This is a genomic window from Staphylococcus lugdunensis (assembly GCF_001558775.1).
Lineage (GTDB): Bacteria > Bacillota > Bacilli > Staphylococcales > Staphylococcaceae > Staphylococcus > Staphylococcus lugdunensis.
Genome location: NZ_CP014022.1, coordinates 177,409 through 199,760, shown reverse-complemented (window position 1 = coordinate 199,760; position 22,352 = coordinate 177,409). Strand labels below are relative to the sequence as shown.

Below are 22,352 nucleotides of genomic sequence, written 5' to 3'. Positions count from 1 at the left end.
TTATAAAATTGAATTTCTTAACACTACATCGACGTTTTTGGGTACTCTGACAATGACTTTGGCACCTGAATCAATCGTAATAAACCCTAACCCAGATATCATAATGTCTCGTTTTTCTTTTCCTGTTTCTAAGCGCACAGCCTTTATATCTTTCAGATTGAAATTTGAAACATTATTTGGGGGTGTAAGTAAATCACCTAATTGGTTTTTCCATAACTCATTGGCTTTTTCTGTTTTAGTGCGGTGTATATTTAAATCATTTGAAAAGAAGCAAATGAGTGGTCTTTTTCCACCTGAAACATAATCAATTCGAGCGAGTCCCCCGAAAAATAATGTTTGTGATTCATTTAATTGGTATACACGTTGTTTAATTTCTTTTTTTGGTATAATCGTTTTCAATTCTTTTTCAGTAACTAAATGTGTCATTTGATGTTCTTGAATAATGCCAGGTGTATCATACATAAATGATGTTTCATCTAATGGAATATCAATCATATCTAATGTTGTGCCTGGGAACCTAGAAGTTGTAACAACATCCTTTTCGCCAACACTTAACTCAATTAATTTATTAATTAGTGTCGATTTACCCACATTTGTCGTACCTACAATATAAACATCATCATGGTCACGGTTTTGATTAATAGCTGTTAATAAGTCTTCAATTCCCCACCCTTTTTCAGCAGAAATTAGCACAACTTCTTCAGCTTCTAAACCATATTTTTTTGCTGAGCGTTTTAACCATTCTTTCACACGACGATGATTAATTTGTTTCGGCAATAAGTCTAATTTATTAGCAACGAGTATGATTTTTTTATTACCTACAATGCGTTTTAAGGCATTAATAAAAGATCCCTCAAAATCAAAAATATCTACAACATTAACAATGATACCCGAGCGATCAGATAGACCATTTAATAAATTTAAAAAATCTTCACTATCCATTCCTACATCTTGTACTTCATTATAGTTTTTCAATCTAAAGCATCGTCGACAAATTACATCTTCGCGAAATAAATTGTGTTCTGGTACATAACCAGGCGCGTTTTTATTTTCGGATTGCAATGGTGCACCGCAACCAATACATTTTAAAGTCTCAGTCAATCAATTTTCCTCCCATGAGATATAGCCCTTATTTTTGAAGTGGTTTAAGAGTCGTCTTTCGATAATTCTATTAAATTTAGTTATAAATCCATCTGTTCGTTTCACTGGAACTACCATGATTGTATACAAACCATTGCGATTGCCACCAAAGACATCAGTCAACATTTGATCGCCGACAACTACAGCTTCTTCGGCTTGTATATTCATATACTTTAATGCCTTTTTAAATGCTTTACCCATTGGTTTACGAGCTTTAAAAATAAAATCAACATCTAAATCTTTTGAAAAACTAGCAACACGTTGCTCATTGTTGTTTGAAACAATAGTGATTGTAATTCCAGCTTCACTTGCTTTTCTAAACCACTCTTTGATTTCTATAGTAGGTGTTTTTACATCCCAGCCTACTAGTGTATTATCTAAATCTGTAATAATACCTTTAACTCCGGATTTTGCAAGTTTATCTATATCAATTTCAAATACCGATTTCACGTATGAATTCGGCATAAAATATTTTTTTATAATACCCATAATTTTCACCTTTAAATTATATTTATATTTGTTTAATTAAACGTTCAACTGTTTTACTAGAAGACAAGGCAGCTTGTTCAATAAATTGTTCAAATGTGATATCGGCGTTGCCGTTTGCCAAATCTGAGATTGCTCGTGTGATAATAAATGGTTGTTTAAACTGATGGCATGTTTGTGCTATGGCAGTGGCCTCCATTTCAACTGCTAACGCTTGCGGAAATCTTTCTTTAATCAAAAGGCGTTGGTCTGTGCTTCCGATAAAGCTATCACCACTAACAATAAGTCCAACTTTTGCATTTAAAGACTGTGCTTTTAAAACAACTAACACATTATCTAGTAAATGTTTATCAGCTTCAAAATGGAGTGGCATTTGTGGTACTTGACCATACTGATAGCCAAAAGCTGTTGCATCTACGTCATGATAAATAACGCTGTCACTTACTACAACATCACCTATTGATAAGTCTTCATCCAGAGCGCCTGCTGAACCGGTATTAATTATCATTTCAGGTTTAAATTGTTGAATGAGCAGCGTAGTAGAAATAGCTGCATTGACTTTACCAATGCCACTTCGTGTAAGTACAACATCGACGTCATTTAATTTTCCTTGATAAAATTCAACATGAGCAATCGTATGATATTGTGTATTTATTAATTTTTCTTTTAAAATTGTAATTTCTTCTTCCATAGCACCTATAATGCCAATCATAAATCCACCTCATTTATATTTCTTAGCAAATGTTATTCTATCATATTTTAGCCTTTACCACGATACACAAGAATAAAGTTTATTATAATACATAATAAAAAAGACTCTCTATTAAATAGAGAATCTTTTTTATTAAGCTCATTGTTAACTATGCCATAGTGCAGCTAAGTCTTGAAGTGAAAAGATAGCTGTTACAATTGTCACAATAACTGCAACTATACCAAATAACAACATCCAAGTTGGGTGTTTATAGTCTCCTACAACAGATTTCTTTTTGCTTGCGATAAGTATGGCACCTAAAGTAATTGGCAAAATCCAACCATTGATAGCTCCAGCAATAATAAGTAAGCTAACTGGTTTGCCGATAAATAAGAAAATCAGTGTAGATATTACTATAAATGTTATGACAATCAAATTATTTTTATTAAACAGTGATTTATGAAGTGTTTTTAAGAATGTTGCACTTGTATATGCAGAACCGATAACTGATGACATAGCAGCTGCAAAAATGACAACACCGAATATATTTTTACCAATAGGTCCTAGAGCATGTTCAAATACAGAAGCTGGTGGATTGTCTGCGCTTAAAGTCACACCTGTAATAACAACACCTAATACAGCTAGAAATAGCAATGTTCTCATGACGCCTGTTGTTAAAATACCAGCTATTGCAGAACGGTTAACAAATGGTAAATATTCTTTACCCTTCATGCCTGAATCTAAAATTCTATGTGCACCAGCAAAGGTAATATAGCCGCCTACTGTACCGCCAACTAAAGTTATAATTGGTAAAATCAATTTAAGTGGATGTTCAGGCGTAACCATATGTACTACTGCATCGCCATAAGGTGGATTAGATACTACCATAACCCAAGCAACTACAACAATCATAACGACACCAAGTATCATTGATACGACATCCATGATTTTTTGACCACTTCTGCTAACAAAAATTAAAATTGAGAAAACTGCAGTAATTGCGGCACCCCATTTGATATCTAAGCCAAACATTGCATTTAAACCAAGTCCAGCCCCAGCGATATTACCAATGTTGAAGGCTAAACCGCCAAAAGCTATTAATATTGACACGATTGTACCTAAACCAGGTAAAACTTTATTAGACACCTCTTGACCACGTAATCCAGTAACTACTAATACTCGCCAAATATTGATTTGTGCACCTATATCGATGAGAATAGAAATCAATATTGCAAAGGCAAAGCTTGCATAAAACTCTGCTGTGAATACTGCTGTTTGAGTTAAAAAGGCTGGACCTATGGCAGACGTAGCCATTAAGAAAACTGATCCATAAAGTAAGCGCCTGTGACCTTTAGTAAAAGTAAAATCTTTTTCCTTTTTATTTAGTTTTTCTCCCATATAATTTACCCCCTATAATGATTGAATATCAATGCCTTCTTTCATTAATGTCTTTCTTATTTGAGATACAAAATCTAGTGCATGTGCACTATCGCCGTGCACACAAATCGTATCTGCCTGTAACGTAATATCTTTTCCATCTCTTGAGGTCACTTTATTTTCTTTAACCATTTTTATGACTTGTTGTAATGCTTCGTCAGTATCAGTTATCACCGCATCATTTTCACGACGATTGACCAATTGACCATTATTCTCGTATCGGCGATCAGCAAAAACTTCAGAAGCTGCGTGTAAACCAATTTTTTCTGCTTCAGAAATCAGTAATGTATTAGCTAAACCAACTAAAATGAGTTCTGAATCAAAATCATATACAGCTTGCGCTATAGCTTGAGCAACTGTACTATCAATAGCCCCCATATTGTAAAGGGCACCATGCGGTTTTACATGATGAATTTTAGTATTATATAATTTACAAAATCCATTCAAAGCACCGAGTTGATAAATAATTGCATTATAAATTTCTTGATAAGAGAGCGCCATTTTACGTCTTCCAAACCCTTTCAAATCTGGAAATCCAGGATGTGCACCTATCTTAATTTGGTGTTTAACTGCTAATTTAACGGTTTCATTAAGTACATTTTCATCTCCAGCATGAAAACCACAAGCGATATTAGCTGAGGTAATGAGCGGAATAATTGCTTCGTCATTACCAAATGAATAATTTCCATAGGCTTCACCTAGATCACAATTTAAATCGACGGTTACCATTACAAAGTCACCCCTTTTACGATTTGATGTTTTTCTAAGAATTTAATATCTACTTCACTTGCATCGCCATCAGCATATAATGGGTAGCTAAGGACAGCATATAAGAAATCAGCTGTCGTTGTAAATCCATCAATGACCATTTCATCCAAAGTTACTTTGAGTTTATTGATGGCGCTCGCTCTGTTTTCAGATTTAACGATGACCTTTGCTACTAGAGAATCATAGTAAGGTGAAACTTGATAACCCGAATAAAGTAGTGAATCTACTCTGACATTAAATCCTTGTGGTAGATGTAAACGTTTCACTACGCCAGGACATGGTTGAAATTTTTTCTCAGGATTTTCAGCATTGATGCGCGCTTCAATGACATGACCATTAAATGTGATGTCTTGTTGTGCAAATGGTAACTTATCATGCATTAACAAGTATAATTGTGCAGTTAATAAATCACGATCAGTTCTCATTTCTGTGACGGTATGTTCAACTTGAATTCGCGCATTCATTTCAATAAAATAATGCGCATCTTCAGTAACTAAGAATTCGATTGTACCTGCACTTCTATATTTTGAGGCTCTAGCTACTTTAACAGCATCATTACAAATTTTTTCTCGGCGTTCTTCAGTAAGTGCCGCACATGGTGACTCTTCTATTAGCTTTTGATTTTTTCGTTGAACTGAGCAGTCTCTTTCTCCTAAATGTACATAATTATCTTTGCCATCACCAATGACTTGAACTTCAACATGTTTTGCTACAGGTATAAAGGCCTCTACATATACACGGCTATCGTTGAAATACTTTTGTCCTTCACTTTGAGCTTCTTTTAAAGACTTTTCTAAATCAGCTGGATCTTTAACAATTCTAATTCCTTTACCACCACCGCCACTAGCAGCCTTTAAAACAACAGGATATCCGATATCTTCAGCTAACTTTTCAATTTCTGATACATTGTTAACTGCGTCTTTCGATCCCGGAATTACAGGTACGCCAGCAGCATCAACTGTTTGTCGAGCGGTTATCTTATCTCCCATTAACTCCATAGTTTTTTTATTTGGACCAATAAAATGAATGTCGTTTTCTTCAACTTTTTCAGCAAATGTTGTGCTTTCTGATAAGAAGCCATAACCTGGGTGAATTGCATTAGCCCCGGATAATTCTGCAGCACCGATAATACGTTCGATATTTAAATAACTATCAAGTGGATTTGCTTCACCAATACAAATTGCCTGGTCAGCTAAGCTTACATGAAGACTAGCTTCATCACCTTTAGCATATATCGCTACGGTTTCTATTCCTAATTCGCGACAAGCACGAATGATACGCACAGCGATTTCTCCTCTATTTGCAATTAAACAACGATACATAGCTAGCCCCCCTTATTTTATTTGTATCAATGCTTGGTCATATTCCACATTTGTACCGTGATCAACTAAAATTTCAACAATTTCTCCTGATACATCACTTGTAACCTCGTTCATCACTTTCATCGCTTCAATATAACCTACAATGTCTCCTTCTTGAATTTTATCACCCACTTGTACAACTGGTTCAGTTAATTCTTTACTATCTTGCAAAAAGAATGTACCTACCATTGAAGCTTTGATTTGTTGCGTTTCTTCTTTAGGATTTGCTTCGTCTTGTTTATTTGAATCGCTATGATTTGTAGAAGTTGTTTGTATATCATTTTTATTAGCACTTACGGGTGAAACATCTTCTGTAAAATCTAATTCTATTTCATGTTCAAAATCTTTATATTTAAATTTTTTAACTTCATTCTTTTTAACTAAATCTATTATTTGTTCTATCTTATCTAAATTCATTTTTACTGTTCCTCCCTAATTAATTGAGCTATTTTTTTTGATGTCTGACGTAAATGCTTGAGTTCGAATTTTGGAGTTGATTCTATTTCATTTATTGTTGAACTAAAGACTTGCTCAAAATGTTTTAAATTTTTGATTGCTTGTTCAATCGTTATCCATTTGAATAGAATTTCTTCTCCTGGTTTAAATTGAGCCAGTTTATGTATATCGGCTTGGGAAACACTAGCAATCTTAGTGTAACCTCCTACGGTCTGTCTATCGTGTAATAATATGATGGGGTGACCATCATTAGGAACTTGAATACTGCCTAATGCAACGGGCTCTGAAATGATATCCGCACTTTCTATAGGCGGTATAGGCGTTCCTTTAAGTCGAATGCCCATTCTGTCAGAACTATCTGATATCTCATATACTTGTGCTGTTAGTTGTTCATGACATTCTGCAGAAAATGCATCATATTGAGGTCCTTTGATGATATGAACGATATTATCTTCTGGTACTGCATTGAATTCAATAGTTTTGCCCAATTGTTGTTTATAAGATTGATTTGTAACAACAGGAATGCTATCGTTTTTCTTCAATGTACGTCCATAAAAACCGCCCATTTGTGTTCTAGTATGAGTTGCATAGCTATTTGCTACGATTGGTATATCAAGTGGTTGACCAAAAAATATATACCCCCTAGCACCTTGTTGAACAGGACCAATTTCTAAAATATCTCCTTTATTTGCTTGTACAACCACATTTTGGTTTACAGCAGTGCCATTTAATTTGGCTGCAAAAATAGCCCCTGTTAAAACAAATGAATTTTCGCTGGAGAATTCAATTTTAGGGCCAATGATTGTAAATTCGATTGCAGGCCCATCTTGCTGGATTAATGTTTGTCCAATAAGATAGCTATATTGATCTATGGCACCAGCGCTTGAAATACCAAGATGTTGAAATCCTGTACGTCCTAAATCTTGTATAGTTGAAAATAAACCAGGTTGTATAATTTTAATTCCCATTACGCATTGTCACCCACTTTTCTTTATTAAAGCATCCCTTATCAATGTCATCTTGAATTTGTTGATAAGTATGTTGATCGATGGCATAAAATTTTATTTTATCACCAGCTTGATAAAGCGTCATAGGCTGATCATCTTTATTAAATACTCTAATAGGCGTACGACCAATAATTTGCCAACCTCCTGGTGAGTCTAGAGGATATAAGCCAGTTTGATTATTAGCAATTCCAACTGAACCTGCAGTAATACGTACTCGAGGTTCAGAGCGTCTAGGCATATGTATGCGTGAATCTAAACCACCCAAGTATGGGAAGCCAGGCATAAAGCCAAGCATATAAATTAAATATTGTTTACTTGTATGTATCTCTATTACTTCTTCAGAGGTGAGTCCGTTATACTTTGCTACTTCAGATAAATCTGGCCCTGCATCTGAACCATATAAGACGGGAATATGTACAACTTTATTATTAGATGCTTTATCAATGTGCTTATAATTAATAGAATCAAGTTGAAGTTGTTGAATCAACTCATCGATATCAATTTTATGTTGGTCAAAAGTAACCATGATGGCTCTATAAGATGGAATAATTTCGTTGATAGCTTGCAAGTTTTTATTTTTAATGTATTGAGTTGTATAAATAATTTGATTATATGTATCTTCACTAATTTCGTTTTTGAAATAAATCATTAAGGTTTGTTCGTTAATGATAGTTGCTTCCATTTTCTAACCCCCTTTGTATAAAAAAATAGAAACATAGACAAATAAAATTATAAATGACTAATTCAATAAGAATTATATCATTTATCTTATCTGTCTGTTTAATAATCATTTGTAATTAAAAGCGATAAGTAATAAATATTACGCTTTGTAGATCGGTTGATTCTACTTTAAAAAGTTGTACATATTCAATTAAATCATACTTGTAATTAATTGTCATGGAGAAAACAAGTTTAACAAAAGTATGTGACACAACATAAAAATGCTATATAGTAAAAACCAGTAAGCAGAATGCTAAACTGGTTTTTACTATATAGCTTATTAATGAGGATATTGTCTTATTTAATATCTACAATCTTAACTCTGATTTCACCACCGTTAGGTAGCTGTACTCGAACTTCATCGTTTAATCCTTTGCCAATAAGAGATTTCGCCATTGGAGATTCGTTTGAAATTTTCCCTTTAAATGCGTCGGCTTCTGCAGAACCAACGATTTGGTAGCTTTCTTCTTCATCACCAGGTAATTCTACAAATGTGACAGTTTTCCCGATTTGTACGACGTTATTATCGCCTGTGTCTTCGATAATAAGTGCGTATCTTAGCATATGTTCTATACGTTGAATATCTTGTTCAATAAACCCTTGTTCGTCTTTTGCAGCGTCATACTCAGAGTTCTCAGATAGATCTCCAAAAGAACGTGCTACTTTGATTTTTTCTACAACTTCAGGTCTTTTAACTGTCTTAAGTTCTTCTAACTCTTGTTCTAAATTGTCATATCCTTCTTGTGTCATAGGATATTGTTTTTGATTTTCCATTACGTCATCTTCCTTTTCTTGATATTACTCTTGTTTACTTACAAGTGTTTGTATTTTGGTTGTCATAATATCGATAGCAACTTTGTTACTACCACCTTCAGGAATAATAATATCTGCATACTTTTTAGTAGGTTCGATAAATTGATTATGCATCGGCTTAACTACATTCAAGTATTGATTAATTACAGATTCCATTGACCGTCCGCGCTCTTTAGTATCTCTTATCAATCTTCTTAAGATTCTAATGTCTGCATCCGTATCAACATATATTTTAACATCCATCATATCACGTAGTGTTTTGTTTTCTAAAGCAAAGATACCTTCTACGATAATAACATCTTTTGGTTCAAATGCAATGGTTTCATCACTTCTAGTATGATTTGCATAGTCATAAGTAGGCACTTCTACTGATTGACCATTTTTTAAATCCTTTAAATTTTTTATTAATAAATCGTTATCAAAGGCAAAAGGATGGTCATAATTTGTTTCTAACCGTTCTTCAAACGTGAGGTGGGATTGGTCTTTATAATAATAGTCTTGGGCCAATAAAGCAACACTATGACCTGCTAAGTTTTTCATAATTTCATTAGTTACGGTGGTTTTACCTGAGCCTGAGCCACCAGCAATACCGATAATCGTTGTTTGAGACATTAGCTAATTTCCTTTCTCATCATATTATTTGGGTAGATTGGGTGGTCAACTTTAATTTGTACAATTTGTAGTGGATGTCTTGCAGCATCCAAAGAATTCCCTTCTTCATCATAAATTGCATCAATAACTTGTTTAAAGCTATTAATTTCAGGTCCGAAAAATTCAATTTCTTGTCCAGGTTTAAAATTATTACGTTGTTGTATCGTGGCGATGTGTGTATTTGCATCATATTCAAGAACTAAACCGCAAAAATCATATGGTGATTTTTTGGATTGTTGCATACCAAACATTTGCTCTTCATAACCTGGTGTCCCCTCGAAGAAAGCAGGAGCTGTATCACGATTGGCACATTTATCTAATTCTATTAGCCATTCAGGGTCAATTTTGAAATTTGCTGGATCTTCAGCATAAGCATCGATGACTTTACGGTAAACTGATACAACTGTAGCTATATAGTGAATAGATTTCATACGGCCTTCTATTTTTAATGAATCAACGCCGATATCCATCATTTTAGGAATGGCTTCTATTAATTTTAAATCTTTGGGACTCATAGCAAAAGGTATGATATCACCTTGTTGATAATACATATCTAAATCGCCATCTTGATCAATGGATAATAAATCGTAATCCCATCGACAACTTTGGCAACAGCCACCACGATTTGAGTCTCGAGCTGTCATATGATTGCTAAGTGTGCAACGACCAGAGTATGCAATACACATGGCACCATGAATAAATGCTTCTATTTCTATGTCAACCTTTTCTTTCATTTCCTTCATTTCCATGGCACCAGTTTCTCTAGCTAACACAACACGGTTTAATCCTTCTTCTTTCCAGTATTCTACCGCCTTATAATTTGTTAGAGACTGCTGAGTAGATAGATGTATCTCTAAGTTAGGTGCAACACGTTTGCATGTTTCAATGATTAGAGGATCTGCTACAATAATTCCCGTAGCTCCTGTAGCTTGTAATTGTATTAAATATGCTTCTAAGCCTGGAATATTCTCATCATGTGCAATGATATTGGTAGTAACATAGATTTTTGCGCCGTAAGTATTAGCAAATTGGACACCCTCAGCAATTTCTTCCATAGTAAAATTATCGGCATTTGAACGTAATCCATATTCTTGACCGCCTAAAAATACTGCATCTGCGCCGTAATGTACAGCTATTTTTAGCTTTTCTAAATTTCCAGCAGGAGCAAGTAGTTCAGGCTTTTTCATTTTAGTTTGTTGTGATGGTGATGCTTTTTCTAAAATTTGCATGATTAAGCCTCCTAATATACGGTTTGTTTAAATAAGAAACCTTCATCAAAAGGACGATGTGCTGGCTGTATATCTTCAATTGGATCAACAAGCATGAATTTTTCATCCTCATAGGTTTCAGGATCATCATTATATAAATCAATAGCCTCGCGATATTGACGTGTTGTTACATTAATATATTCTTCAGTTTGCAAGATACCATCTATCTTAAACGAATCAATTCCTGCACTAAATAATGGTTCTAATTCTTCAATTAAACAAATATCATTTGGAGACATTATATGTGTACCATTGTAATCTTCAAAAACAGGATATTTATTATCTCTTTCTTCATCATATAATAATAAGTACTGTTCATCCTGTTGACGCTCTATTTTCATTTGTCTATCTTGGAATGTGTAATAATTACCTAGCAACATTCTTTTCGATTGAAACATGCAAGTCATGCCATGAACTTGCACTTCTATTTCAACATCTGATTGCTCTTTAATATTGATTATTTCTTCTAAGCTTAATTCACGAGCAAGAACGGCACGTTTCGCACCTCTTTGTCCCCAGTAGTTACATTGAAAATGATTTGTTACTAATGCTTCAGCATCCCAATTTAATGCAATTGGATGTGGTTGAGCTTTGACGTACATAACAACGGCAGGATCTCCAAATATAATACGATCTACATTGATTTCATGTAAAAATGTTATATAGTCTTCAAGTGCCTCCAAATGATAATTATGAAATATACCGTTAACAGCAGCATAAACTTTTTTATTATGTTTGTGGGCTATTTCCACAGCCTTTTTCATATCGGTACGTTTAAATTCACCGGCTAAGCGTAATCCGAATTTTTGTTCGCCAATGACAAACGCATCTGCACCAAAATCAATAAGTGTTTTTAAATGCGCAACTGATTTAGGTGTTACAAGTAATTCAGTCATTCTGATTCTCCTTTGATAGAAATTGCTAGTCCATCATCTATATTGACAAAATTAGTAGAATAATTTGATTGTGACATGAGCCATTCATTATATTGTTGTACTTTTTTAACCATCTGTTTGACATTTCGTGAACGTACAATTGATATGTCTGCAACAAAACCATGGTAAAGGACATTATCAGTAATTACTATACCCCCGTTATTTAATAATGGTGTATAAAGTTCAAAAAATTTACGTGATTGTGCTTTCGCTGCATCAATGAATATCATATCGAAATTTTTATTTTTCAGCTGAGTAAATTGTTCCAGTGCGTCGCCTTTTATAATGTCAATCTGTGATTCGTAGCCAAATGTTTTAACATTGTGTTGGGCTTGTTGAAACATATCATCATTACGTTCAATCGTTGTGATATGTATGTTTGAATCAACTGATGCAAATTGCATTGAACTATATCCTATCGCTGTTCCAATTTCTAGAATTGACTGTGGTTTGTGGATTCTAATTAACTGTTTTATCAAATCAAGTGTTAAGCGGTCGACGATTGGCACAGCATGCTCAATTGCATATGGTCTGAGCCGTTCAATAGGATTATCTAAATGCTTATGTAAATCTACTAAATAGCGTTCATTGTCCTCCATAGACGTTACTTCCTTCTTAAAAAGTTATAAATAATGAAAATAAAAATCAATCAGTCGTGGTTATTGATTAATTACGTGTAGGATCAAATAAACTGACTGATTGGATTATTTTGATTGCTGTGTACTTAGCAAATACGAAATTAACTTTACATATTTTATCATAAATTATGCATTAAATTAAGTGCTATCTTAAAAAGGAGCGGGATAAAGCCAAATTCGACTTTATCTTCCGCCCCAAAAAACAAATCATTACGCTAATTACTTTAAATTTTCATGCACAGAGAAAAATTTTCTGTGATTTTGACTCAGTAATTAAATCATATATCTAATATCTTTATTAATATAAATTCAAAGTTGTATTTTATTCATCAATTTCAGTATTGACTACTTCTTCAATCATATCCCATTCTTCATCTGTTTCGATAGGAATCAATTTACCGCCATCTCCTGATTCGTCTGGTTGATTTATCATTGGGATTAATTCAATCATGTCATCATCATCAGATTGTGCACCTTCTTCAGACAAAATAACATATTCTTTTTTGAATTCTGGATGATAAAATTCTAATATTTTGCGATAAAGTACTTCATTGCCATCTTCATCATATAATGTTAAAAGTTCTTCTTCGTTATTAAGTTCTAATTCAGTGTCGTGATTATGTTCAGTCATTTAAATTCTCCTTTATTGGATAGAGTCTAAATAGCCTTGAAGTATAAAAACTGCGGCCATCTTATCTATTACTTTTTTTCTTTTTTGTCTAGAAACATCGGCCTCTAACAATGAACGTTCTGCTGCCATTGTGCTTAGTCGTTCATCCCACATAATAACTTTCATATCAGGCATCGCTTCAAGAATTAATTCTTTATAGTGTATGGAAGCTTCTCCACGAAACCCTATAGAATTATTCATATTTTTTGGTAAACCAATAACAATTGTGTCAACGTTATTGGACTTAATAATATTAGTGAGTTGTTCAATACCATATTCTTCTTGTTCTTCATTGATGCGTAGAGTGTCTAATCCCTGAGCTGTCCAGCCCATTAAATCGCTAATTGCAATGCCTACAGTCTTGCTTCCTACATCTAATCCTAATATTTTATGCTGGAGCATATATTAATTATTTTTCTCTTTAAGATAGTATGAGACAAGTTCTTCCATAATGACATCTCTATCCACATGTCGTATTTGATTTCTAGCTTCATTTTGACGTGGTATATAAGCAGGATCACCAGATAATAAATAACCAACAATTTGGTTTACAGCATTATATCCACGCTCTTCTAATGTACGATGCACGTTGCTTAACACAGATCTGACATTCTCTTTAGGAATTTCTTCATAATCAAATTTCATTGTTTTATCAAAATTTTCCATTGATTGACACTCCTCTATCTACGATTTAACTTACATATTTTATATTACACTAGAAAGGTATATAGTTATAGTTTTTTAATGTAATCTTTAATAAAGCGTAAAGATTCTGTGATATTTTCAGGTTGTGTACCGCCACCTTGTGCCATATCCGGACGGCCACCACCTTTGCCGCCAACAATAGGAGCCATATTTTTAATGATATCGCCAGCTTTAATTTTGCTGGTATCAGCTTTTGGTACTGTAGCTATCAATGAAACTTTGCCTTCAACTTCACTTATTAATATGATAATTGTGTCTTGTAATTTAGATTTAAAATCATCCATTGTTTCTCTGATTGCTTTTGGATTAGCAATATCTACTTGTGTAGCTAATACTTTAAAACCATTGATTTCTTCAACTTGGTCTTCAATATTGCCCATTTTTAATGTTGTAATTTCTTTATTACGTTGTTCTAATTGTTTATTTACATGTTTCACTTCTTCTTGAAGCTGAACGACTTTTTCCATAACTTGATCATCGGATTTGACTTTTAAATAGGTTTTAGTTTGATTAAATTTATGCTGAATGCCTTCTAGATACAAGAATGCTGCTCTACCTGTTAAGGCCTCAATTCGTCTGACGCCTGCACCAGTACCTGATTCGCTAATAATTTTAAATAAGCCGATTTCAGATGTGTTTTGAACATGAATACCACCACAAAGTTCCAAAGAAAATGGTGCCATATTTACAACTCTAACTACATCGCCATATTTTTCACCAAATAAAGCCATTGCACCCATCTCTTTAGCTTCAGCAATTGGCATTTCTTGGATATTCACGGAAATACCACGCCATATTTCTTCGTTAACACGTCGCTCAACGTGTTCGATTTCTTCATTTGTCATTGGACCAAAGTGTGAGAAGTCGAAGCGTAAACGTTCACTTTCAACGAGAGAGCCTGCTTGGTTAACATGATCGCCTAATACTTCTTTCAGAGCGGCATGCAGTAAGTGTGTTGCACTATGGTTCTTTTGAATATCTCGTCGTTCATCTTTATTAACGTTTGCATCAACATGACTATTAACAGTTACATGACCAAATTGAATGGTTCCTTTATGCAAGTTTTGACCATTTGGTGCTTTCGTTACTTCTTCAACAGCAATTTCAAAATTGTCGTTACCAACTGTACCATGATCTGCAACTTGACCACCACTGACCGCATAAAATGGCGTTTCTTTTAAAACAAAATAAATGATGTCTCCAGCTTCTGCATGACTAACAGCTTGGCCATTGTAGATAAGATCTGTAATCTCAGTTTGATAATCAGTCGTTTCATATCCAACAAATTTGCTTTTTGTAGTTATGTTTTTAAGCACTTCGCTTTGAATTTGCATTGATTGTGAACTTTGGCGTGCCTGTCTAGCACGGTCACGTTGTTGTTGCATTTCATTTTCAAATGTTTCTATATCAACAGTGATGCCTTCTTGTGTAGCTATTTCTTCAGTTAATTCGATTGGGAAACCATATGTGTCATATAATTTAAATGCATCTGAACCATTAATTTCTTTTGTCGTCAGTTTTGCTTTAGCAATCAGTTGATCTAAAATTGATAGCCCTTCTTGTAATGTTTCGTGGAATCGTTCTTCTTCTGATTTAATGACCCGTTTAATGAAATCAGCTTTTTCTTTAACATTTGGATAATAAGGTTCCATGATATCTGCAACAATATCAACGAGCTTGTACATAAATGGTTCTTGAATATCTAATGTTTGGCTAAAACGTACAGCTCTACGTAACAAACGACGTAAAACATAGCCACGTCCTTCATTTGCCGGCAAAGCACCATCTGAAATTGCAAATGCGATTGTTCTAATGTGATCAGCAATGACTTTAAACGCCACATCTTGTTCCGGTATTTCAAGATATTTCTTGCCGGAAACTTTTTCAACTTTTTCAATGATAGGCATGAACAAGTCTGTCTCATAATTTGTACGCACATTTTGTGCTACAGAAGCCATGCGTTCTAGGCCCATGCCAGTATCAATGTTTTTATTTGGTAATGGCGTATAAGTATGATCTTTATTATGATTAAATTCACTAAACACAAGGTTCCATACTTCTAAATAACGCTCATTTTCACCACCAGGATACATTTCTTCAGCAGGGTCGTTCTTGCCAAATGCTTCACCACGGTCATAAAAGATTTCTGTGTTTGGTCCTGATGGTCCTTCTCCAATATCCCAAAAATTACCTTCGATACGAATAATGCGACTTTCTTCTAAGCCGATATCGTTATGCCATAAATGATATGCTTCTGTATCTTCGGGATGAATGGTTACATACAATTTGTCTGGTTCCATTGCCATCCATTTGTCACTTGTTAAAAATTCCCAAGCAAATTCAATAGCTTCTTTTTTGAAATAGTCCCCAATAGAAAAGTTACCTAGCATTTCAAAGAATGTATGATGACGTGCTGTAAAACCTACATTTTCAATATCATTCGTTCTAATTGCTTTTTGCGAATTTACGATTCTAGGTTTTCTTGGTGTTTCTCGGCCATCAAAATATTTTTTTAATGTTGCTACACCTGAATTTATCCATAGTAATGAATTATCATCAATAGGAACTAAAGGTGCAGATGGTTCAACCATATGTCCTTTTTCTACAAAGAAATCAATATACATTTGTCTTATTTCACTAGCTTTTAAATTTTTCATTGGGTTTCACTCCTCAAATTCTTAGTCACAATTAAAAACGTTCATCCACAAGGGACGAACGTTTTCGCGGTACCACCCTAGTTATAAAGATACGAATCACTATTGATTCCACTTTATCACTTCATTGTCTTATCCATATTAGCACAAAGTAGCGTTCAGCAAACTGTATTGTACTTTACACCAACCAGCACATCTCTTTGAATACTCATTTGCTTACTCATCTTCATGTTTATTCACTTTTTATTTTAAGTTGTGTTGTCTAAATTGTCAACGTTCAATAAAGTCATATGGCGTCATTTGATTCATGTTGATCATCGGATCTATTTGATAAATTGTCGCTGCTGATAATGTAACTTTTTTATGTTTAGCTATGATATTATCATCATTAGAATTCTGCGTTTCGTGTCCAAAATATGCTTCTAATAAATCATATAATTGCGTCATTCTAACTTGACCATTTGTTTTAAGGCCAATGTCAAAGGCTTGTGGATCCCCTAGTAATACTAAAGATTGTTTAGCTCTAGTCAAACCAGTATAAAGAATAGGTTTTTGTAACATTCTAAAATATTGTTTCACTACGGGCATAATAACGATTGGGAATTCTGAACCTTGGGACTTATGAATCGAAGTGCAATATGCATGCGTTAATTCAATTAAGTCTTGTCGTGTAAATGTAATTTCATTACCGTCAAAATCGACGATAATAACATCTTTATTTAAAGCATTTTCTTTTGCCCAAAAAATGCCAACAATAATACCAATATCTCCATTAAAAATATTGTCATTAGGACGATTTACTAACTGTAATACTTTATCGCCTTTGCGGAATGCAGCATCACCAAATTCAATTTCACGGGCGTCTGGTTCTTTAGGATTTAAAATTGTTTGCAGAATTTGATTTAAACGTTTAATACCTGCACTTCCTTTATACATGGGAGCAAGTACTTGAATATCACTCATGTCATATCCTTTACTAACTGCACTGGATACTACTTTCTTAACAACGTCAGGAATTTGTTCTGCACTACAATTAATGAAGCTTCTATCATGATAACGTTTTGTAATATCTATGGATTCGTTTTGTTTCATGTGGTGAGCTAATTCAATAATACTTGAACCATCTTGTTGTCGGTAGACTTCAGTTAAATTGACACGTGGTATTTTTTTAGACTGGATTAAGTCCTTAAATACTTGTCCAGGCCCAACAGAAGGCAGTTGGTCTTCATCTCCAACAAATACAATTTGGGCATCTAAAGGTACCGCATTTAAAAACTGATGAAATAACCAAGTGTCAACCATAGACATTTCATCTATGATAATTAATTTTGCTTTAATTTCATTATCTAAAATGTCTTCTGGTTGTGTATCTTGATTCCATCCTATAAGTCGGTGGATGGTCATTGCCTCTAAGCCAGTAGCTTCTTGTAAACGTTTCGATGCTCTGCCTGTAGGAGCTGCTAATACTACTGGGAAATCATCATCAGTGTAATCCGCATAATCTAAAGAAAGTCCATGAATTTCAGCGTATAACTCTACAATACCTTTAATGACAGTTGTCTTACCAGTTCCAGGTCCGCCAGTTAATAACATGATTTTTGAGTTTATAGCTGTTTGTAAAGCCTCTTTTTGTGATGCAGCATAATGTACTTCATTGCTATCTTCTATCTCTCCAATATGCAACTGTAAATCAGATTGCTCAAGTTCATTTAATTTATGGGTATGAGTTAATATACGATATAAGTTTTGTACGCTTTTTAATTCTGAGTAGTAAAGACTGGGGATGGCAATTTTTTGTTGATCAAGAATCAACTTATCTTCTTCCATTAAAATTTGCAACATTTCTTCAAGTTGATGTATTTCAATTATTTCATCCCCTTGCGTACTTAACATTGTTTGTGCTGATTTAAGAATTGTTTCAGCAGGTAAATAAGTATGCCCTTGTTTAATACATTCTTCCTCTAGTGTGAATAATATGCCAGCTTTTAATCGTTCTGGGTCATTAAAGTCGATGCCGATATTACGTGCTAATGTATCAGCTTTATTAAATCCAATTCCTTTAATATCATATACAAGTTTATACGGGTTATTATCAACGACGTTTATTGTTTCACTTTGATAAAACTGATAGATTGCCATTGATAGTTTAGGGCCAAACCCTAAATCATGTAAGTATATCATGATTTTTTCTGATTCTTGATTGGCTGCTATTTGTTGTGCAATTTGCTCTTGTTTCTTTTTAGAAAGATTTGAAACTTTTGTTAATATGTCTGGATGAGCTAAAATATCATTTATTGCATTTTCTCCCAAAGTATTAACAATATTTTGTGCTGTCTTTTTACCAATACCTTTAAATAAATCACTTGATAAGTAGGTAATAATAGCATCTTTCGTTTGTGGTAATTCTTTTTCAAATGTATCAGCTTTTAGTTGTTTGCCATATTTTGGATGCGCAACAACCTGTCCTTTAAAGGTGTATACGTCGCCTTCAACAATATTTGGGAAAAACCCTACAACCGTTGGCATCGTATCGAACGATTCGTTAGATTCAATGGTATCAACTTTAAGTACAGTATAGAAATTATCTTGATTTTGGAACAAAATAACTTCGACGGTGCCCTTTAACATCGTCGGTTCAAGAAGTGTAGGGTTATCCATATTAATCCTCCTTGTTCTTCATAGATAAAAAAGTGGCTTTTGCGTGTTGACTTAATAAATGTTTAGGATCAATGGCAATTGCCCGCTCAAAATACGAAATAGCTGTATCTATGTCTTCAGTCTCCATATATAACGCTAATCCTAAGTTGTATAATGCGTCAGTATGTGATGGGTCAAGTTGTAAGACGTATTTAAGTTGTTGAATAGCTTGTTCAAACATTTCTAATTGACATAATACAAGTCCGTATTGAAATTGAATTTCACTATCCCTATTTTCATCTTTTTCAGCTGCAGTCATTAAATATGGCAAGGCTTCTTTAAATGCTTCTAATTGGTTGAATGCCATACCTATCATATAATTACAATCAACCATATCCATGTGATATTTTAATGATTTTTGATAGAGTTTGATGGCTTCATTGAAACGACCTTGATTATAATAAATATTTGCTAAATTATAATAAATTGCACCGTTTGTATCATCAATTGTTAATGCACGTTGAAAAAACTTTTCAGCCTGTACGATTTCTCCAATATCAGCCAGAATAATGCCAGCATTAATGTAATTTTCAATCACGTTTGGATTTTCTTCTATGTTATTAAATAATGCTTTCAGGGCTTTATCTCTCTGCCCTTTTTGTATGTATTGATATATTTGTTCTTGTTCAGTCACTAGAATACCTCATTTCATTCATCATTATATCATGTCCAAACTTTTAATAAATAAAAACAACCGCTTATTCTAAATAGCACTTGTGAATAAACGGTTGAATATCAACTCTAATTAACAACAGTAAAGTTTATTTAAAAGTAATTAAACGACATAGCTTAATTGCCTAGAAGTTTTGTAAACATCATCAATCGTTGCGCCACCTAAACAGATTTCACCATCATAGAATACAACTGATTGACCAGGAGTAATCGCTCGAACTGGTTCTTTAAAAGTCACTTTTATCGAGTGATCATCGACGCGTTCAACTGATACCTCCGTATCTTGTTGACGATATCTAAATTTAGCAGTGCAGTTAAATCCGCGTTCTAAATCTACTGGATTGACGAATGAATAATCTGATGCTATTAAATAATCACTATATAATGCATCGTGATGGAAACCTTGTTCAACGTATAAGACGTTGTCTACTAAATTTTTGCCAACAACAAACCAAGGATCACCATCTCCACCAATACCTAAACCATGACGTTGTCCTATCGTATAATACATCAAACCACTGTGCACGCCCATTTTTTTACCATCAAGTGTTCGCATATCGCCGGCTTGAGCAGGTAAATATTGTGATAGAAATGATTTGAAGTTTCTTTCACCAATAAAACAAATGCCTGTAGAATCTTTTTTCTTTGCTGTAGCTAGCCCTTGTTCTTCCGCTATTCGACGTACTTCTTTTTTCTCTATATCTCCAATAGGAAACATGACTTTGGATAATTGTTGCTGTGATAATTGATTTAAAAAATATGTTTGATCTTTATTATTGTCAACGCCACGTAGCATTTCAACGTGACCGTCGTCATAACGTTTAAGGCGAGCATAATGACCAGTTGCTACATAATCAGCACCAAGTTTAAGTGCGTGTTCTAAAAAGGCCTTAAATTTTATTTCTTTATTACACATCACATCAGGATTTGGTGTACGTCCTTTTTTATATTCATCTAAAAAATAAGTAAATACTTTATTCCAATATTCTTCTTCAAAATTTACAGCATAATAAGGAATGCCAATTTGATTACATACAGCAATAACATCATTATAATCTTCTGTAGCTGTACATACGCCATTTTCATCAGTGTCATCCCAATTTTTCATGAAAATACCTATAACGTCATAACCTTGTTCTTTTAATAAATATGCGGTAACCGAGCTATCAACACCGCCTGACATGCCAACGACAACGCGAATATCTTTATTAGACACTATGATTCCTCCTTAAACTTATGATAAATTTTATGAATTTCCGCTACGATATATTTGATTTCATGTTCTGTAGTTAACTCACTGAAACTAAATCTTATTGAATGTTTTGAACGTTCTTCATCCTCATACATGGCAGATAACACGTGAGATGGTTCGGTTGATCCTGCAGTACAAGCGGATCCTGACGAAACATAGATATTTGCTAAATCTAATAAAGTTAGCATCGTTTCAACATCTATAAATGGAAAATATAAATTTAAAATATGACCCGTTGTTTCTGTCATTGAACCATTTAACTCAAAAGGAATAGCACGTTCCTGTAAGCTAACTAAAAATAATTCTTTTAATTGCATTAATTTGACGTTATTTTCATTTAAAGCATTATTTGCTAATTCTAATGCTTTTGTAAAACCAACAATTTGTGGTACGTTTTCAGTTCCGGCACGACGTTTCATTTCTTGTTCTCCGCCTAATTGTGAAAATTGTATTGGCGTATTTTCTTTAACAAGCAGCACACCCACACCTTTTGGTCCGCCGAATTTATGGCCAGTAATACTCATTGTGTCGATTTTAAAATCATGAAAATTAATTTCTAAATGCCCAATTGCTTGGACAGCATCAACATGTAACAATGCATTACTCTCCGCTACAATTGTTTCTATTTCATATATAGGTTGAACTGTTCCTACTTCATTGTTTACAAACATAATAGACACAAGAATGGTATCATCAGTAAGTGATTCTTCTAGCTGATCTAAATCAACTTGACCAGTATCATCTACATCTAAATATGTGACGTCATAGCCTTCACGCTCAAGTTGTTCAAATACATGTAGTACAGAGTGATGTTCAATCTGTGTAGTTATAATATGATTACCGATATGCTCATTTGCATATACTAACCCCTTAATAGCAGTATTATTAGCTTCTGTTGCACCACTAGTAAAAATAATCTCATTTCGCTTAGCACCTAATAGTTCTGCTACTTTTTGGCGTGATTGATCTAAATATTTACGTGCATCACGTCCAACAGAATGTATAGATGATGGATTACCATAATGCTGTTTATATATATTCATCATTTCATCAATAACTTCAGGTCTAACTGGGGTCGTCGCCGCGTAATCTGCATATACTTCCATGTAATTTACACTCCTTGAGATAATATCAATGTTCCTATAATAGCACCAATGCTATTATTTTTCTATAGTTCTGTTTATGACTTTCACTTATTAGTTTAACATTTTAATTAATAGTAATGATACAGATAATATACTTACTGAATTCGTGTTAAATTGAGCATCTAAATATAAAAGTATTCTCACAATTGTTATACTTTATGCACTATTATCATAAGGGGTATATAA

The 22,352-nt window shown here is 33.8% G+C and carries 22 protein-coding genes; all 22 read right to left on the bottom strand.

Going from position 1 to position 22,352, the window contains the following annotated elements; genetic code table 11:
- The 22 genes from yqeH to AL499_RS00850 all read right to left on the bottom strand — a co-directional run bounded on the left by yqeH (position 1) and on the right by AL499_RS00850 (position 22,127).
- A complete protein-coding gene (gene yqeH, locus AL499_RS00955) occupies positions 1–1,101 on the bottom strand; it encodes a ribosome biogenesis GTPase YqeH (RefSeq protein ID WP_002492903.1) in 1,101 nt (366 codons plus the stop codon).
- Positions 1,102–1,629 (bottom strand): YqeG family HAD IIIA-type phosphatase, encoded by a 528-nt coding sequence (locus AL499_RS00950; RefSeq protein ID WP_002458961.1) that lies wholly within the window; start codon positions 1,627–1,629, stop codon positions 1,102–1,104. It abuts the gene before it with no gap.
- Between the two features lie 22 nt (positions 1,630–1,651).
- Positions 1,652–2,338: a 5'-methylthioadenosine/adenosylhomocysteine nucleosidase gene (locus AL499_RS00945; protein WP_002492909.1), complete on the bottom strand. Its 687-nt coding sequence runs from the start codon at positions 2,336–2,338 to the stop codon at positions 1,652–1,654.
- A gap of 144 nt (positions 2,339–2,482) precedes the next feature.
- Positions 2,483–3,715: an NRAMP family divalent metal transporter gene (locus AL499_RS00940; RefSeq protein ID WP_002458959.1), complete on the bottom strand. Its 1,233-nt coding sequence runs from the start codon at positions 3,713–3,715 to the stop codon at positions 2,483–2,485.
- Positions 3,716–3,727: 12 nt separating this feature from the next.
- On the bottom strand, positions 3,728–4,483 hold the full coding sequence (gene pxpA / locus AL499_RS00935) for a 5-oxoprolinase subunit PxpA (RefSeq protein ID WP_002478099.1): 756 nt from the start codon (positions 4,481–4,483) through the stop codon (positions 3,728–3,730).
- Complete coding sequence (locus AL499_RS00930) at positions 4,483–5,844, bottom strand: acetyl-CoA carboxylase biotin carboxylase subunit (RefSeq protein WP_002458957.1); 1,362 nt, start codon at positions 5,842–5,844, stop codon at positions 4,483–4,485. The genes pxpA and AL499_RS00930 overlap by 1 nt, the downstream gene beginning before the upstream one ends.
- 12 nt (positions 5,845–5,856) lie before the next feature.
- Positions 5,857–6,300 carry an acetyl-CoA carboxylase biotin carboxyl carrier protein gene (locus tag AL499_RS00925; RefSeq protein WP_002492899.1) on the bottom strand — a complete coding sequence of 148 codons (444 nt, stop codon included), beginning with the start codon at positions 6,298–6,300 and terminating at the stop codon, positions 5,857–5,859.
- A 2-nt stretch (positions 6,301–6,302) separates the two neighbouring features.
- Positions 6,303–7,307 carry a 5-oxoprolinase subunit C family protein gene (locus AL499_RS00920; protein WP_002492892.1) on the bottom strand — a complete coding sequence of 335 codons (1,005 nt, stop codon included), beginning with the start codon at positions 7,305–7,307 and terminating at the stop codon, positions 6,303–6,305.
- Entirely contained in the window at positions 7,297–8,028 is a 732-nt protein-coding gene (pxpB, locus tag AL499_RS00915) for a 5-oxoprolinase subunit PxpB (RefSeq protein ID WP_002492896.1), read from the bottom strand. The genes AL499_RS00920 and pxpB overlap by 11 nt, the downstream gene beginning before the upstream one ends.
- Before the next feature lie 335 nt (positions 8,029–8,363).
- The gene (gene greA / locus AL499_RS00910) at positions 8,364–8,840 is read right to left on the bottom strand and encodes a transcription elongation factor GreA (protein WP_002458953.1); all 477 of its coding nucleotides are present in this window, start codon (positions 8,838–8,840) and stop codon (positions 8,364–8,366) included.
- A 24-nt stretch (positions 8,841–8,864) separates the two neighbouring features.
- Complete coding sequence (gene udk / locus AL499_RS00905; RefSeq protein ID WP_002458952.1) at positions 8,865–9,491, bottom strand: uridine kinase; 627 nt, start codon at positions 9,489–9,491, stop codon at positions 8,865–8,867.
- Positions 9,491–10,759 (bottom strand): peptidase U32 family protein, encoded by a 1,269-nt coding sequence (locus AL499_RS00900; protein WP_002478095.1) that lies wholly within the window; start codon positions 10,757–10,759, stop codon positions 9,491–9,493. Before AL499_RS00900 ends, udk begins: the two co-directional genes overlap by 1 nt.
- Before the next feature lie 11 nt (positions 10,760–10,770).
- A complete protein-coding gene (locus AL499_RS00895) occupies positions 10,771–11,694 on the bottom strand; it encodes a peptidase U32 family protein (RefSeq protein WP_002458950.1) in 924 nt (307 codons plus the stop codon).
- Positions 11,691–12,332 carry an O-methyltransferase gene (locus AL499_RS00890; protein WP_037540784.1) on the bottom strand — a complete coding sequence of 214 codons (642 nt, stop codon included), beginning with the start codon at positions 12,330–12,332 and terminating at the stop codon, positions 11,691–11,693. Before AL499_RS00890 ends, AL499_RS00895 begins: the two co-directional genes overlap by 4 nt.
- Before the next feature lie 361 nt (positions 12,333–12,693).
- Complete coding sequence (locus AL499_RS00885; RefSeq protein ID WP_002458948.1) at positions 12,694–13,002, bottom strand: DUF1292 domain-containing protein; 309 nt, start codon at positions 13,000–13,002, stop codon at positions 12,694–12,696.
- A gap of 12 nt (positions 13,003–13,014) precedes the next feature.
- The gene (gene ruvX, locus AL499_RS00880) at positions 13,015–13,443 is read right to left on the bottom strand and encodes a Holliday junction resolvase RuvX (RefSeq protein WP_002458947.1); all 429 of its coding nucleotides are present in this window, start codon (positions 13,441–13,443) and stop codon (positions 13,015–13,017) included.
- A 3-nt stretch (positions 13,444–13,446) separates the two neighbouring features.
- The gene (locus AL499_RS00875) at positions 13,447–13,707 is read right to left on the bottom strand and encodes an IreB family regulatory phosphoprotein (RefSeq protein WP_002458946.1); all 261 of its coding nucleotides are present in this window, start codon (positions 13,705–13,707) and stop codon (positions 13,447–13,449) included.
- A gap of 65 nt (positions 13,708–13,772) precedes the next feature.
- Positions 13,773–16,403: an alanine--tRNA ligase gene (alaS, locus tag AL499_RS00870; RefSeq protein ID WP_037540786.1), complete on the bottom strand. Its 2,631-nt coding sequence runs from the start codon at positions 16,401–16,403 to the stop codon at positions 13,773–13,775.
- A gap of 267 nt (positions 16,404–16,670) precedes the next feature.
- The gene (gene recD2 / locus AL499_RS00865; RefSeq protein WP_002492901.1) at positions 16,671–19,058 is read right to left on the bottom strand and encodes an SF1B family DNA helicase RecD2; all 2,388 of its coding nucleotides are present in this window, start codon (positions 19,056–19,058) and stop codon (positions 16,671–16,673) included.
- 1 nt (position 19,059) lies between these two features.
- Complete coding sequence (locus tag AL499_RS00860; protein ID WP_002492893.1) at positions 19,060–19,731, bottom strand: tetratricopeptide repeat protein; 672 nt, start codon at positions 19,729–19,731, stop codon at positions 19,060–19,062.
- 141 nt (positions 19,732–19,872) lie between these two features.
- Complete coding sequence (gene mnmA, locus AL499_RS00855) at positions 19,873–20,985, bottom strand: tRNA 2-thiouridine(34) synthase MnmA (RefSeq protein WP_002492894.1); 1,113 nt, start codon at positions 20,983–20,985, stop codon at positions 19,873–19,875.
- Complete coding sequence (locus AL499_RS00850) at positions 20,985–22,127, bottom strand: cysteine desulfurase family protein (protein WP_002492915.1); 1,143 nt, start codon at positions 22,125–22,127, stop codon at positions 20,985–20,987. The genes mnmA and AL499_RS00850 overlap by 1 nt, the downstream gene beginning before the upstream one ends.
- Between the last annotated feature and the right edge of the window lie 225 nt (positions 22,128–22,352).